6 protein-coding genes are annotated in these 14,364 nt (G+C 73.3%); 3 read left to right on the forward strand and 3 right to left on the reverse strand.

The window, feature by feature from the left end; translation table 11 throughout:
• Window positions 1-44: 44 nt before the first annotated feature.
• The 3 genes from BG482_RS26480 to BG482_RS26490 form a co-directional block, all read right to left on the reverse strand.
• On the reverse strand, window positions 45-1,625 hold the full coding sequence (locus tag BG482_RS26480) for an alpha/beta hydrolase (protein ID WP_069771653.1): 1,581 nt from the start codon (window positions 1,623-1,625) through the stop codon (window positions 45-47).
• A gap of 165 nt (window positions 1,626-1,790) precedes the next feature.
• Window positions 1,791-3,335 (reverse strand): alpha/beta hydrolase, encoded by a 1,545-nt coding sequence (locus BG482_RS26485; protein ID WP_069771654.1) that lies wholly within the window; start codon window positions 3,333-3,335, stop codon window positions 1,791-1,793.
• A gap of 86 nt (window positions 3,336-3,421) precedes the next feature.
• Window positions 3,422-6,112, reverse strand: coding sequence for a lysylphosphatidylglycerol synthase transmembrane domain-containing protein (locus tag BG482_RS26490; protein ID WP_069771655.1), 2,691 nt, complete (start codon window positions 6,110-6,112; stop codon window positions 3,422-3,424).
• Between the two features lie 186 nt (window positions 6,113-6,298).
• On the opposite strand from BG482_RS26490, the gene BG482_RS26495 reads away from it, so the two are divergent.
• The 3 genes from BG482_RS26495 (at window position 6,299) to BG482_RS26505 (ending at window position 14,356) form a co-directional block, all read left to right on the forward strand.
• Window positions 6,299-6,685 carry an MGMT family protein gene (locus BG482_RS26495; RefSeq protein WP_069771656.1) on the forward strand — a complete coding sequence of 129 codons (387 nt, stop codon included), beginning with the start codon at window positions 6,299-6,301 and terminating at the stop codon, window positions 6,683-6,685.
• A gap of 329 nt (window positions 6,686-7,014) precedes the next feature.
• Window positions 7,015-10,491 carry an ATP-dependent DNA helicase gene (locus tag BG482_RS26500; protein ID WP_079142182.1) on the forward strand — a complete coding sequence of 1,159 codons (3,477 nt, stop codon included), beginning with the start codon at window positions 7,015-7,017 and terminating at the stop codon, window positions 10,489-10,491.
• A gap of 244 nt (window positions 10,492-10,735) precedes the next feature.
• Window positions 10,736-14,356 (forward strand): ATP-dependent DNA helicase, encoded by a 3,621-nt coding sequence (locus tag BG482_RS26505; protein ID WP_069771658.1) that lies wholly within the window; start codon window positions 10,736-10,738, stop codon window positions 14,354-14,356.
• Window positions 14,357-14,364: the final 8 nt, after the last annotated feature.

The following is a 14,364-nucleotide window of genomic DNA, read 5'->3' on the forward strand; positions in this document are numbered from 1 at the left end:
GCGGGGGCCGCGCGTACCACGAGTGCGCGCAGTCCCCGCCGTCGTCATGAGCAGACCTTGCCGTCCTTCGGCACCGTCCCCTTCAGCAGATAGGCGTTCACCGTCGAGGCGACGCAGGCGTTCCCGCTCGTGTAGGCGCCATGTCCCTCGCCCTTCCAGGTGAGCAGCACCCCGACCCCCTTGCCGAGTTCGTCCGCCATCTTGCGCGCGCCCTCGTACGGTGTCGCCGGGTCCCCGGTGTTGCCGACCAGCAGGATCGGCGCCGAGCCCGCCGCGCTCACCTCCGGGGTGTCGTACTGTCCGGCCACCGGCCAGTCGTGGCACCAGCCGGCCGTGTCCCAGCCCAGGAAGTCCCCGAAGACGGGCGAGATCTTCTCGAACTCCGCCAGCCGCTTCTTCGTCGCCTCCGCGGTCGGCCTCTGCCGGTCGTCCAAGCACGATATGACCCGTTGGGCGTGGGCCGACGTGCCGTAGTGCCCCGAGGAGTCGCGGTCGTTGTAGCCGTCGGCGAGCGCCAGAAGCTCGGTGCCGTCCCCGTCCTTCGCCGCCGCCAGCGCGCTGGTCAGGCGCGGCCAGCTCTGCTCGCTGTACAGCGGCACCACGATGCCGGTGAGGGCGAGCGTCTGCGTCAGCCTGCGCCCGCCCGAGGCAGGCAGCGGCGCGGCGTCGAGCCGGTCCAGCAGGTCCGCGATCTCCCGGGTGCCTTTCTTCGGGTCCTCGCCCGTCGACTCGAGGTAGTCGTCGAGAGCCCGCTGGAAGCCGCGCGCCTGGTTCTGCGCATGGCCCACCGCGTCGGCTGTGGGGTCGACGACGGCGTCCAGGACGACCCGCCCCACGTTCTTCGGGAACAGGTGGGCGTACACGCCGCCCAGTTCGGTGCCGTAGGAGATGCCGAAGTAGTGCATCTTCCGATCGCCCAGGACCTGACGCATCAGGTCCATGTCGCGGGCGGTGTCGGTCGTCGACGCGTGCGCCATCAGCTTGCCCGCCGCCTTCGCGCAGCCCTTGCCGAAGCCGGTGGCGTCCTGGAAGAAGGCCCGTTCCTCCTCCGGGGTGTCGGGGGTGTAGTCCAGCGACTCGGCGGCCTGGATCTCCTTGTCGCTGCGACAGCGGACGCCCTCGCTGGCCCCGACCGAGCGCGGATCCCAGCTCACCAGGTCGTAGTGCTCGCGCAGCGTGGAGAACGTGGGGCCGAAGGCGGGCAGCGTCGAGACGCCCGAGCCGCCGGGCCCGCCGAAGTTGACCAGCAGCGAGCCGGCCCGGTCGCCTCCGCTCGCGCGCGACCTGGCGCGCACCAGGGCGATGCCGATGGTGTCGCCGTCCGGCCTCGACCAGTCCAGGGGTGTCTTCAGCGTGGCGCACTGCCAGTCGCCGTCCGGCGCGGCCGAGTCCGTGGTGTCCTTGCAGCGTCCCCAGTGCAACTTCTGTCCGGTCAGCGAGGCGGGCGGGGCGATCGCGGCGCCCGTCGTCGCGGAGGAGCCGGTCGAGGCGGGTGCGTCGGCCGTGCTCCCCCTACCGTCCCCGCTCCCGTCACCGTCCCCGCTCGCGCCGGACCCGCCGCCGCAGCCCGTCGCCAGCAGTGCGGCGGCGGCCCCCAGCGCCGTCCACCGTCCCCATCGCGCCATTGCGCTTCCCCCCTCGCGGGCCGCCCGCGCTCGGCGGCGGGCGGCTGTCAGGCCATAGTAGGCGGCGGGCGATCCGCCCGCCGGAGCCTGTGGATAACCTTTTGACCTGCGGCTTTTCCGGAAGTCGAGACATCCGGAGGGGTGGGGCGCGGAGCGCGGCGGGTGTCAGGAGCAGACGGTTCCGGCGGCGGGCACGGTGCCGTTCAGCAGGTAGCCGTTCACCGCTTTCTGCACGCACTTGTTCTTGCTGTCGTACGCGCCGTGGCCCTGCCCCTTGTACGTCAGCTCGACCCCGACACCCCGGCCCAGCGCGTCCACCATCTTGCGCGCGCCCGCGTACGGGGTCGCCGGGTCTCCGGTGTTGCCCACGACCAGGATCGGCGCCGACCCCTGCGCGCTCACGTCCGGATGGTCGGCGGCGCCCGGCACGGCCCAGTCGGTGCAACTCACCATGCCCCAGGCCAGGAAGTCCCCGAAGACGCGGGACGCGGCCCGGAACCGGGGCAGCCTCTCCTGCACGTAGGCGGTCGAGTAGCGCGGCTTGTCGTCGGCGCAGTTGATGGAGACGTTGGCGGCCGTGATGTTGCTGTACTCGCCGTTCTCACTGCGCCCGTTCATCAGGTCGGACAGCAGCATCAGGGTCTGGCCGTCCCCCGCGTAGGCCTGCTCGAGGCCTTCGGTGAGGTACGTCCAGAACTCCTTGGCGTACAGCGCCTGCGCGATGCCGTTGGTCGCGGCGCTCTGGGTCAGCACCCGCGGGAAGATGCCCGGGATGGGCTTGCGGTCGAGGGCCCGCAGAAGTTCCGTGATCCGGTCCTCGACGTCGCGCGCGGTGTTTCCGACGGGGCAGTCCTCCGTCTTGGACGTGCAGTCCTCGGCGAAGTTGTCGAGCGCGAGCTGGAAGCCCCTGGCCTGCCCGAGCGAGCCCTGCTCGGACGTCTGCGTGGGGTCGACGACCCCGTCGAACACCGCCCGCCCCACGTTCTTGGGGAACAGGTGGGCGTACACGCCGCCCAGTTCGGTGCCGTAGGAGATGCCGAAATAGTGCATCTTCCGGTCACCGAGGACCTGACGCATCAGGTCCATGTCGCGGGCCGCGTCGGTGGTCCGCACATGCGGGAGCATCTTCGCGGAGTTCTTCTCGCAGGCCGCGTTGAACTTCTTGGTGTTCTTCAGCAGGGCGGTCCGCTCCGCGGCGTCGTCGGGCGTCGAGTCCTGCTGGAAGTAGGCGTCGAGCTGCTGGTCGTTCTCGCATCGCACGCCGGCGCTGCGGCCGACTCCGCGCGGGTCGAAGCTGACCAGGTCGTAGCGGGTGCGCAGGGCCGCGTACTGGTCGCCGAAGGCGGGCAGGGTGGACACGCCCGAGCCGCCCGGGCCGCCGAAGTTGAAGATCAGCGAGCCGATGCGTCTGTCGCGTTCGCCGTCGGCCCGGGCCCTGATCAGGGCGATGTCCACGGTGTCGCCCTGGGGGTCCGCCCAGTCGAGGGGCGCTTTCATGGTGGCGCACTGCCATGCGCCGCCGTGCGGCAGCGGAGAGGGTGCACTGCCGCCTCCTTCCGCCTGCGAGGGGGCGGGGCAGTCCTTCCAGGTCAGCTTCTGGGCCGTCAGCCCCTCGTCGCCTGCCTCGTCGCCGCACCCCGCCACCAAAGAGGACAACAGCGCGCAGGCGGCGGTCACGGCGGCGAGGCGCGGACGGGAGGGGTTCGGCATGAACCCATCCTGCGGCGGTGCGCGGGCCTGCGCGCGGGGCGCGGGCCCGTACGAGGGAAAGCCGTCCGGTTCGGTCGGGCGGTCCCCTACAGGGCGCCCTTGCGGCTCAGGTGGTTGAAGGCGAGCCAGCCCGGGAGGACCGGCAGCCACAGCGTCAGCAGACGGAAGAGCAGCACCGCGGGAGCCGCGACCTCCTTGGGGAGCCCGACCGCGATCAGGCCGACCGTCAGGGTCGCCTCGACGGCGCCGACTCCGCCCGGCGTCGGTGCGGCGGAGCCGAGCGCGTTGCCGGCGAGGAAGACGACGGCGACGCTGGCGATGCTCAGCGACGTCGACCCGTCGCCGAACGCGCGGATCGACGCGTCCAGGCACATCACGAAGCACGCGGTGAGCAGAAGCATGCCGCCGATGCCGGTGACCAGCTTCTGCGGCCGCTGGAGCACGTCCAGCATGCGCGGCACGACGCCGGCGAACAGGGACCTCACGCGCGTGGAGACGAACTTGCGCAGGAACGGCACCGAGGTCACCACGAGCACGAGCACCGCCACCGTGAGCAGACCCGCGATGACCGTGCGGGACGGCGACAGCGACGGGGTCTTCTCGGTCCCGGTCAGATAGCCGAACGACAGCAGCATCAGGATGTGGCAGCCGAGCCCGAACAGCTGCGAGGCGCCGACGCTGGCCACCGCGAGACCCGGCCGCACCCCCGCGCGCTGCAGGAAGCGCGTGTTGAGCGCGACCCCGCCGACCGCGGCCGGAGCGACGATCTTCACGAAGGACCCGGCGACCTGGGCGCCCACGGTCCGCGGGAACGGCACCCGCTCCGGGACGAAGCCCAGCAGGCTCATCGCCGCCGCCACGTAGCTCAGTGCGGAGAACAGCACGGCGGCGGCCACCCAGCCCCACTGCGCGTTCTCGATGAGCGGGCCGAACTCGATGTGCGTGAGCTGCGTCAACAGGAAGTACGCGCCGATCGCGCCCGCGATGAAACTCATCAGGGTGCGCGGCCGGACCCGTTCGAGCCGGGCCGGTTCGACCGGCGCCTGGGGGCGGATGAGCAGCACCTCGTGCCGGATCTGCGTCAGCAGGTCCTCCTCGCGGGCCCCCTCCACCGCCTCGTCGATGGCCCGCTTCTCGGCCCGCGCCTCCGCGCGTTCGGCCTTCTTGCCCGGTTTCTCGAGGGCGACGGTTCCGGCGTCGTCGTGGTGTGTCGACTCCAGTCGCGCCTGCTTGGCCTGCTGGGAGGCCTGGAGGACAGCCTCGCGCTCCCGCTGCGCCCGCTCGCGTGCCAGCCTGCGCAGCGTCGCGCGCGTGGAGCGCGTCAGCGCGATGGGCTGCAGCATCGGCAGACAGTCCGCGACCGCGTCCGGTCCGAGCACGCCCACCGCGGAGGCCACCGCCCGCTCGGCGCCGACCCGCAGCCCGAGCGTCGTCACCAACTGGGCGACGTCCATGCGCAGCAGCAGGTCGCCGGCCGCGATCTCCCCGCCGCGGAGATCGGTGAGGATCACCGTGCCGGAACGATCCACCAGGATCGCGTCGCCCGCGAGCCGGCGGTGCGCGATCCGCCGTGACTGCAGCGCCCGCACCTGGTGCCATGCGTTGCGCAGCAGATCGTCGGTGATCTCCTCGTCCGCCAGCGAGTCGAGGGTGCGGCCGCCGGTGTGCTCGTAGACGAGTATCACCGCGTCGGGCCCGAGTTCCGAGGTCGCGATCAGCTTCGGCGCGTTGGCGCCCGCCGCGATGGCCGCGTAGGCGAGCAGCGCCTCCTGCTCCAGCGCCTGGCGCAGCGACTGCAGGCTGCTGCGGGTGGCGAAGCCGCGCAGGGCCAGATTGCGCCACGCGCGGTAGAAGAAGCCCTGGGCCTGCTGCTCCCGGTCGACGACCGTGACGTCCAGCGGCGGGCCGTCCTCCAGGGTGACGAAGTAGCGTCGGCCGCGGTCTCCCTCGGCCGCGTCGGGAACCTCCTCGCGGGCCGCGCTCACCGGGCGGAACCCGACGTGCCGCAGGCCCGCCATCAGCGTCCGTCCCGTGGGGCGTACGTTCGGCGAGCCGACCGCGTACAGCGTCCCGTACGCGACGGTCCAGCCGATCAGCACCGTGAGGATGATCGAGAAGGGTGTCGTGTAGCCGGTGACGAGCATCGAGAAGGCGTCCAGCAGCAGCACGATCCACAGCACCGAGCGCCAGCGCGGCCGCCGCGACATGCCGACGGCGGTCATGTAGGCGATGACGGGCGCCAGGTAGCCGTGCACCGGGTCGGTGAGGGCGTGGATGTCACCGGGGGAGGGCTGGGTGAGCGCCTCCTGGATCGATCCCGGAGCGCCCTTGGCGACCCAGAGGTCGGTGGCGAGGGTCACGCCGTGCGCGAGGACCGCCGCGAGCACGCCGTCGGCGATGCGCAGTCCGTCCCGCTTGATCAGCCGCTCGATCGCGAACGCGACGGGCACCAGCAGGATCGCGATGCTGGACGCCAGTCCGGCGATCTTGATCAGGAGATCGGGGGCCTGACCGGTGCCCTTGTTGATGTCCTGTTCGAGGCCCGAGGTCGTTCCGTGTGCGAAGGCGGCGATGGCCAGCAGCACGACGACGGCGAGCACGCCGATCAGCAGGCGCATCAGGTCGGAAGGACGGTGCACGCGCGCGGGAAGCAGGGGTTCGTCGCCCTCCACCTCGTCGATGTGCACCTCCTCCAGTGCCTCGTCGGCGACGTCCGGGCGCGGCGCGGCGTCAGAGGTGCCTTCCGCGCCCTCAGGTCGCACGCCCTGCTGCTTCATCGTCTCTTCTTGGTCTCGTATCACCGGTCACCGCCCGCACGATGGTGGCATGCCGCACCGACACACGGGGGCATCAGGGTGCAAATGCGGGGGCGCACAGTCTGCCCGACGGGCCGCCGGGGTGCGAGAGGCACACGGAGTCGCGGGCCCGTCGCATTGTCGGTGCCGTGGGGCAGGATGGGGCGGATGAGCGAGCAGAGCCTTCCGGACGACGCCCGCCCGGAGTACACCGACGCCCTGCCGGAGTACGCCGAGCGGGTCCTCGAGGTCGCGGAGCTGATCCCGCCCGGGCGGGTCATGACGTACGGAGACGTCGCGGAATGGCTGGAGGAGGGCGGGCCGAGACAGGTCGGCCGGGTGATGGCGCTCTACGGCGGCGCCGCCCCCTGGTGGCGTGTCGTGCGCGCGGACGGGGTACTGCTCCCCGGCCACGAGCTGCGGGCGCTGGACCACTACCGCGCCGAGGGCACCCCGCTGAAGGAGGCGGGCAGGGCGGCCGAGGGCCATGTGCCGCGTCTCGACATGAGACGGGCGAGATGGGACGGCGGCGAAGACACGGGAGGTCACACCTGACAGCTTCCGCCATCGCAGGGGGCCGTGGGGACCTTGTGGCTCGTACGGGGGAAACAGCGCGAACAGGGCACGTCCGTGGCATGGCGTACGTTCGAGGGGCGAGGGACGCGCGCGGTGTGCGGGCCGGGAGAGCCGTGTGGGCCGGGAGGGCTGTGCGGGCGACCCGGGTCGCGTGGGCGCCGAGGGCCGCGTGGGAACAACCGGAAGCTGTCTTTCCGGGTTGCCGGTCGGCGTAGCGTCGGCCGCACACGTCCCCCTCATCCCGCGATCACCGCTCTTCCCGAGCGTCGCTCCGTCAACCAGCACACCCACCAGGACCGGCGAACCACGTGAGCTCCTCTTCCTCCACCAGGCGCCTGTCGCACCCCCAGGGGCGACAGGGGAACCGTGGCGCTTACCGACTGGTGCGTACCCCGGCGGCCCGGGTGGACCCCCCTCGTCTGGACGCCGCCCAGCGCTCGGTGGTTGACCACGGCACCGGTCCGCTGCTCGTCCTGGCGGGTCCGGGCACGGGGAAGACCACCACGCTCGTCGAGTCCGTGGCGGCCAGGATCGCCCAGGGCGGCGACCCCGCGCGCATCCTGGTGCTCACCTTCAGCCGCAAGGCCGCCGTCGAACTGCGCGACCGGATGGCCCATCGCATGGGCGCGGCCCACGCGCCCCAGGCGACCACCTTCCACTCGTACTGCTACGCCCTGGTCCGCGCCCACCAGGACGCCGAGCTGTTCGTCGAACCCCTGCGGCTGCTGTCCGGCCCGGAGCAGGACGTGGCGGTCCGCGAGCTGCTCGCCGGCCAGCTCGACCTGCAACGCCTCGGCCTCGCGCATGTGCGGTGGCCGGACGAACTGCGCGCCTGCCTCACCACCCGCGGTTTCGCCGACGAGGTCCGGGCGGTGCTGGCCCGAAGCCGCGAGCTGGGCCTCGACCCCGCTTCCCTGGACGCCTTCGCCCACCGCATCGGCCGTCCCGACTGGCGGGCCGCCGCCGCCTTCCTGGCCGAGTACCTCGACGTGCTCGACCTGCACGGTGTGATCGACTACGCGGAACTCGTCCACCGCGCGGTCCTCCTCGCCCACCGCGCCGAGGTCGCCGAGCGGCTCGCCGCGCAGTACGACGCGGTGTTCGTCGACGAGTACCAGGACACCGATCCGGCCCAGGTGCGGCTGCTCCACGCCCTCGCCGGCGGCGGCCGGACCCTGGTGGCCTTCGGCGACCCCGACCAGTCGATCTACACCTTCCGAGGCGCCGACGTGAACGGCATCCTGGACTTCCCGCACGCCTTCCCGCGCCCCGACGGCCGTCCGGCGCCCGTCGAGGTCCTGCGCACCTCCCGTCGCTCCGGAGCCGCCCTGCTGGCCGCCACCCGGCTGCTGACCCAGCGGATGCCGCTGACCCGCCTGCCCGCCGAGAAGGTCCGCGCGCACCGCGAACTCTCCGCCGCACGGGACGGCGGCAGCGTCGAGGTCCACACGTATCCGACCCCGGGCGCCGAGCTCGACAACGTCGCCGACATCCTGCGCCGCGCACACCTGGAGGACGGCGTGCCGTGGCGCGAGATGGCCGTCCTGGTGCGCGCAGGCTCCCGCACGATCCCGACGGTCCGCCGCGCCCTCACCGCGGCGGGCGTCCCCCTCGACATCGACGGCGACGACCTCCCCCTGCGCCACGAACCGGCGGTCGCCCCCCTGCTGACGGCACTCCGGGCGATCGCCACGGCAGAGACCGCCCCGCCGACGGCGGCCGCCTCGGCGCCACCCGGCGAGGACGCCGACACCGAGGACGCCCACACCGAGGGCGCGCACGCCCCGGGGACGGCGCAGGATCCAGAGGGCACCCGGGACGACGACGGCACCGGGGACCCCGACGATGCGCAGGGCGCGGAGGCGGGAGATTCCGTGGAGCGCGCCCAGGACGCCGGAGGGGCCGACGCCTGCTGGCTCGACACCGAAACCGCCCTCACCCTGCTCGCCTCGCCCCTCGCCGGCATGGACGCCGCCGATCTGCGTCGCCTCGGCCGTGCGCTGCGCGACGAGGAGCGGGCCGCCGGGAACCCGCTGCCGCCGCCCTCCGACGTCCTGCTCGCGCGAGCGCTGGCCCAGCCGGAGCGGCTGGTGGCCCACGACCCGGCCTACGCGCGCGGTGCCCAGCGCCTGGGCGCGCTGCTGGCGACGGCCCGCGAGCGTCTCGCGCGTGGCGGCACGGCCGAGGAGGCGCTATGGGACCTGTGGGACGGCACGCCCTGGCCCGCGCGCCTTGAACGGGCCGCCCGGCGCGGCGGCGCGGCCGGCCGCAACGCCGACCGGGACCTGGACGCCGTGTGCGCCCTGTTCGCCACCGCCGCGCGAGCGGAGGAGCGCACCGGCGGGCGCGGCGCGCTGAACTTCCTGGCCGAGATCGAGGCCGAGGACATCGCCGCCGACACCCTCGCCCGGCGGGCCGTACGTCCCGACGCGGTGCGTCTGATGACCGCCCACCGCGCCAAGGGCCTGGAGTGGAGCCTGGTCGTGGTGGCCGGTGTGCAGGAGGGCCTGTGGCCGGACCTGCGCCGCCGCGGATCCCTCCTGGAGGCCGACCGCATCGGGCGCGACGGACTCGCCGAGCCGCTCACCCCGGGGGCGCTGCTCGCCGAGGAGCGCCGCCTCTTCTACGTGGCCGCGACCCGCGCGCGGGAGCGACTCGTCGTCACCGCCGTGAAGGCGCCCGCCGACGACGGCGACCAGCCCTCCCGCTTCCTGACCGAACTCGGCGTCGAACTCAAGGACGTCACGAGCCGCCCCCGCCGCCCCCTGTCGGTCGCCGCTCTGGTCGCCGAACTGCGCGCCACCACGGTGGACCCGCGCGCCTCCGCCACGCTCAGGGAGGCCGCCGCCCGTCGCCTGGCCCGGCTGGCGGCCCTCGCCGACGAGGACGGCAGGCCCCTGGTGCCGGCCGCCCACCCCTACCGCTGGTGGGGCATGTTCGAGCCGACCGAGAGCAAGGTGCCGCTGCGCGACCGCGACCAGCCAGTCGTGCTCTCCGGCAGCGCCCTCGACCAGCTCGCCAACACCTGCGCGCTGCAGTGGTTCCTGGGCCGCGAGGTGAAGGCCGACGCCCCCGCCACGGTCGCCCAGGGCTTCGGCAACGTGGTGCACGTCCTCGCCGACGAGGTCGCCTCCGGGCACACCCCGGCCGACCTGGACGTCCTCATGGAACGCCTCGACTCCGTGTGGAACGCCCTGGCCTTCGACGCCCCCTGGAAGTCGGCGCAGGAGAAGGCGCACGCGCGCGTGGCGCTCGAACGCTTCCTGCAGTGGCATGTGATGGACCGCGCGGGCCGCACACCGGTCGCCAGCGAGCACGACTTCGACGTCACGCTCGAAGCGGGCGAGTACGAGGTCCGCATCCGCGGCCAGATGGACCGAGTGGAGGCCGACGGCGACGGCCGCGCCTATGTCGTCGATTTCAAGACGGGCAAGCAGGCGCCCACCGCCCGCGAGGTGGAGCGCCACCCCCAGCTCGCCGTCTACCAGCTCGCCGTGCGCGAAGGCGCCGTCGACGAGGCCTTCGACGGCGTACGGCCCGTACCGGGTGGGGCCGAACTCGTCCAACTGCGCCAGGGGGCCGCCAAGCGGGACGGCGGCGAGGTCCTGCCCAAGGTGCAGGCCCAGGAGCCGCTGGAGGGGGAGTGGGTCGGCGACCTGCTCGCCACGGCGGCCGGCAAGGTCCTCGACGAGCGGTTCACCCCGACCGCGGGCCAGCAGTGCGCCCACTGCGCCTTCCGCGCTTCGTGCAGCGCCAGGCCCGAAGGCCGGCACGTGGTCGAGTGAGCCGAGCGGCTGGAACGGCTCGAGGGCGTCGAGCGGATCGAGGACGTCGAGCGGATCGAGGACGTCGAGGGCGTCGGGCGCGACAAGCGGGCGGCGCCTGTCGGGGGAGCGGGGGCCGGAGGATGCCGGGCCGTGTCGTCCGGCGCGAGTGTGACGGACCGCACCACCCCCGCTGACCTGTGCGTCCTCTGGACTGCGGGGCGATTTGTCATCGAGTGTCAGTGCCCGCCGCTAGCCTCTCCCCATGCCCGCCCGTATCAACGATCCCGAGCAGCTCAAGGAGCTCCTCGGGATCCCCTTCACCCCGGAGCAGACGGCCTGCATCACCGCGCCGCCCGCCCCGCAGGTGATCGTGGCCGGAGCCGGGTCGGGCAAGACGACGGTGATGGCGGCGCGCGTGGTGTGGCTGGTCGGCACCGGCCAGGTCGCTCCCGAGCAGGTCCTCGGCCTGACCTTCACCAACAAGGCCGCCGGGGAACTCGCCGAGCGCGTCCGCAAGGCACTGATCAGGGCAGGCGTCACCGACCCCGACGTGATCGACCCCGACAACCCGCCGGGCGAGCCTGCGATCTCCACCTACCACGCCTTCGCCGGTCGTCTGCTGACCGATCACGGTCTGCGCATCGGGCTGGAGCCGACGGCCCGCCTGCTCGCCGACGCCACCCGCTACCAGCTCGCCGCGCGCGTGCTGCGCGAGGCGCCCGGCCCCTACCCTTCGCTCACCCGCTCCTTCGCCGACCTGATCAGCGACCTCCTCGCGCTCGACGCCGAGCTCGCCGAGCACCTCGTGCGTCCCGAGGACCTGCGCCGGTGGGACGCCGAGCTGCTGCACTCCCTGGAGGGGGCCAGACTCACCAACGCCGATCTGCGCAAGGTTCCCGAGACGGCCGCCGCCCGGCGCGAACTCGCCGATCTGGTGCTGCGTTACCGGGCCGCCAAAAGGGAGCGGGACCTGCTCGACTTCGGCGACCAGATCGCCCTGGCGGCCCAACTGGCCCAGGTTCCCGAAGTGGGCCCCCTTCTGCGGGACGAGTTCCGCGTGGTCCTGCTCGACGAGTACCAGGACACGTCGGTGGCCCAGCGCATCCTCCTGGCGGGCCTGTTCGGCGGCGGCACCGGCCACCCCGTGACCGCCGTCGGCGACCCCTGCCAGGCGATCTACGGCTGGCGCGGCGCGTCCGTCGCCAACCTCGACGACTTCCCGGAACACTTCGCGCACGGCGACGGAAGCAGGGCGCGGCGCCAGTCGCTCAGCGAGAACCGCCGCAGCGGCGGCCGCCTCCTGGAGCTCGCGAACGGCCTCGCCGAGCCCCTGCGTGCCATGCACGCGGGCGTGGAGGCCCTCAGCCCCGCCCCCGGCGCCGAACGCGACGGGGTGGTCCGCTGCGCCCTTCTGCCCACGCACGCCGAGGAGATGGACTGGATCGCCGACTCCATCGCCCATCTCGTGCGCACCGGCAAGGCGCCCGGCGAGATCGCGGTCCTGTGCCGCACCGCCACCGACTTCGCGGAGATCCAGGGCGCGTTGGTCGCCCGGGACGTCCCCGTCGAGGTGGTGGGCCTGTCCGGGCTCCTGCATCTGCCCGAGGTCGCCGACCTCGTCGCCGTCTGCGAGGTCCTGCAGGATCCCGGAGCCAACGCGTCCCTGGTCCGGCTGCTCAGCGGCCCGCGCTGGCGCATCGGCCCGCGCGATCTCGCCCTCCTGGGGCGGCGGGCCCGGCTCCTCGTCAGCCACGCGCGCGGGAACGGCGACGACGACCCGGACCGCCGCCTCGCCGAGGCCGTCGAAGGGGTCGACCCGTCCGAGGTCATATCGCTGGCGGACGCCCTCGACACCTTCCTCGAGACGCCCCTGTACGGCGACGGCGGCACCGGGGACGACGACGGGCTGCCCTTCTCGCCGGACGCGCGCGTGCGCTTCGCCCGCCTGGCCACCGAACTGCGCGACCTGCGCCGCTCGCTGGCCGACCCCTTGATGGACGTCCTGCACCGCGTCCTGGCCGTCACCGGGCTGGAGGTCGAACTCTCGGCGTCCCCGCACGCCCTGGCCGCCCGCCGCCGCGAGACCCTGTCCAACTTCCTCGACATCGCCGCCTCCTTCGCCGCCCACGAGAGCGAGGCGAGCCTGCTGGCCTTCCTCGGCTTCCTGCGCACCGCGGCCCAGTACGAGAAGGGTTTGGACAACGCGCTCCCGGGCGGCGAGAACACCGTCAAGGTGCTCACCGCGCACCGTTCCAAGGGCCTGGAGTGGGACGTCGTCGCCGTCCCCGGCCTGGTCGACGGCACCTTCCCCAGCGGCCAGGGCCGCGAGAAGTGGACCGCGCAGGCGAAGGTGCTGCCGCACGAGCTGCGCGGCGACGCCGACACGCTCCCCGACGTGCAGTCCTGGGACGCGCGGGGCATGAAGGCCTTCCACGAGGCCATGAAGGAGCATCAGCACACCGAGGAGCTCCGCCTCGGCTACGTCACCTTCACCCGCCCGCGCTCCCTCCTCCTGGGCTCCGGTCACTGGTGGGGCCCCACCCAGAAGAAGCCCCGCGGTCCGTCAGCCTTCCTCCAGGCCCTGCACGACCACGGTGCGGCCGGACACGGTGAGATCGAGGTCTGGGCGGACGAACCGGAGGAGGGCGAGGAGAACCCCGCCCTGCACCGGGCGACGCTCGACCAGGTGTGGCCGCTCCCGCTGGACGACACCGCGCTGGCCCGTCGCCGGGCCGCCGCCGAGACCGTCCTCGCCCACCTGGAGCACCTCGCCGCGCACGAGGACGGCCGACCGGCGGCCACCCATGACCCGGACGCCTACGACGACCCCGACTGGCCCCCTCCGCCGGACGAGGACGAGCCGCCCGAGCCGCCCTACGACGAGGCCGACCTCTACGACGAGGACGAGCCGCCCTACGGCGAGGCCGACCCCTTCGAGGACCCGCCCCTCGAGGGCTCGCTCTTCGAGGAGCCGTCCTCCCAGGACACGCCCTTCCCGGGCACGCCTTCCGAGCCCGCGCCCTTCACGGACGGCCCTGTCGACGCCCGGCCCTCCGTGCCCCACCAGGCCACCGGCCCCGAACTCGACGCCCCCCGCCCGCGCGGGAACCGCCTCACCCCCGAGGAGGCCCGCGCCGTCGCCTCCTGGGACCGCGACCTCGACGCGCTCGCCGGGGAACTGTTGCGCGCCCGCCGGAGCGTCACGGACGTCCCCCTTCCGGCGACCCTGACCGCCTCCCAGGTGATGCGCCTGGCCGAGGACCCGGACGGTCTCGCCCAGGAACTCGCGCGCCCCATGCCGCGCCCCCCACAACCGGCCGCGCGCCGGGGCACCCGGTTCCACGCCTGGGTGGAGGCCCGCTTCGAGGAACTGACGCTCCCCCTGCTCGGACCGGACGAACTGCCCGGCGGCGACGCCGAGATCGCCGACGAACGCGATCTGCAGGAGCTCAAGGACGCCTTCGAACGCACCGAGTACGCCCACCGCACTCCGTACCGCGTCGAGGCGCCCTTCCAGCTCGCCCTCGCCGGCCGCGTCGTGAGGGGCCGCATCGACGCCGTCTACAAGGAGGGCGACGGAGACTCGGCGACCTACGACATCCTCGACTGGAAGACCCACCGCGCCCGTACCGCAGACCCCCTCCAGCTCGCGCTGTACCGGCTGGCGTGGGCCGAGCAGCAGGGCGTCCCCGTGGAATCCGTCACAGCGGGGTTCCTGTATGTGCGCACCGGCGACGTCGTACGCCCTCCGGGACTGCCCGATCGTGCCGCGCTGGAGCGCCTGTTGACCGGGGAAGAGACCGTCGGGAGCGACCGCGGCGCACCGGCCGGGCGAGCACAGCGCGATCGAGGGCCCGGCGATGATGTCGGCGCGGGCCGATAGGCTCGTGA

Source organism: Streptomyces sp. LUP30 (genome assembly GCF_001746365.1).
Lineage (GTDB): Bacteria > Actinomycetota > Actinomycetes > Streptomycetales > Streptomycetaceae > Streptomyces.

Bases quoted from the DNA above. Each gene is read 5' to 3' on its own strand.
- BG482_RS26480 (WP_069771653.1), bottom strand. From the start codon at position 1,625: ATGGCGCGATGGGGACGGTGGACGGCGCTGGGGGCCGCCGCCGCACTG.
- BG482_RS26485 (WP_069771654.1), bottom strand. From the start codon at position 3,335: ATGCCGAACCCCTCCCGTCCGCGCCTCGCCGCCGTGACCGCCGCCTGC.
- BG482_RS26490 (WP_069771655.1), bottom strand. From the start codon at position 6,112: ATGAAGCAGCAGGGCGTGCGACCTGAGGGCGCGGAAGGCACCTCTGAC.
- BG482_RS26495 (WP_069771656.1), top strand. From the start codon at position 6,299: ATGAGCGAGCAGAGCCTTCCGGACGACGCCCGCCCGGAGTACACCGAC.
- BG482_RS26505 (WP_069771658.1), top strand. From the start codon at position 10,736: ATGCCCGCCCGTATCAACGATCCCGAGCAGCTCAAGGAGCTCCTCGGG.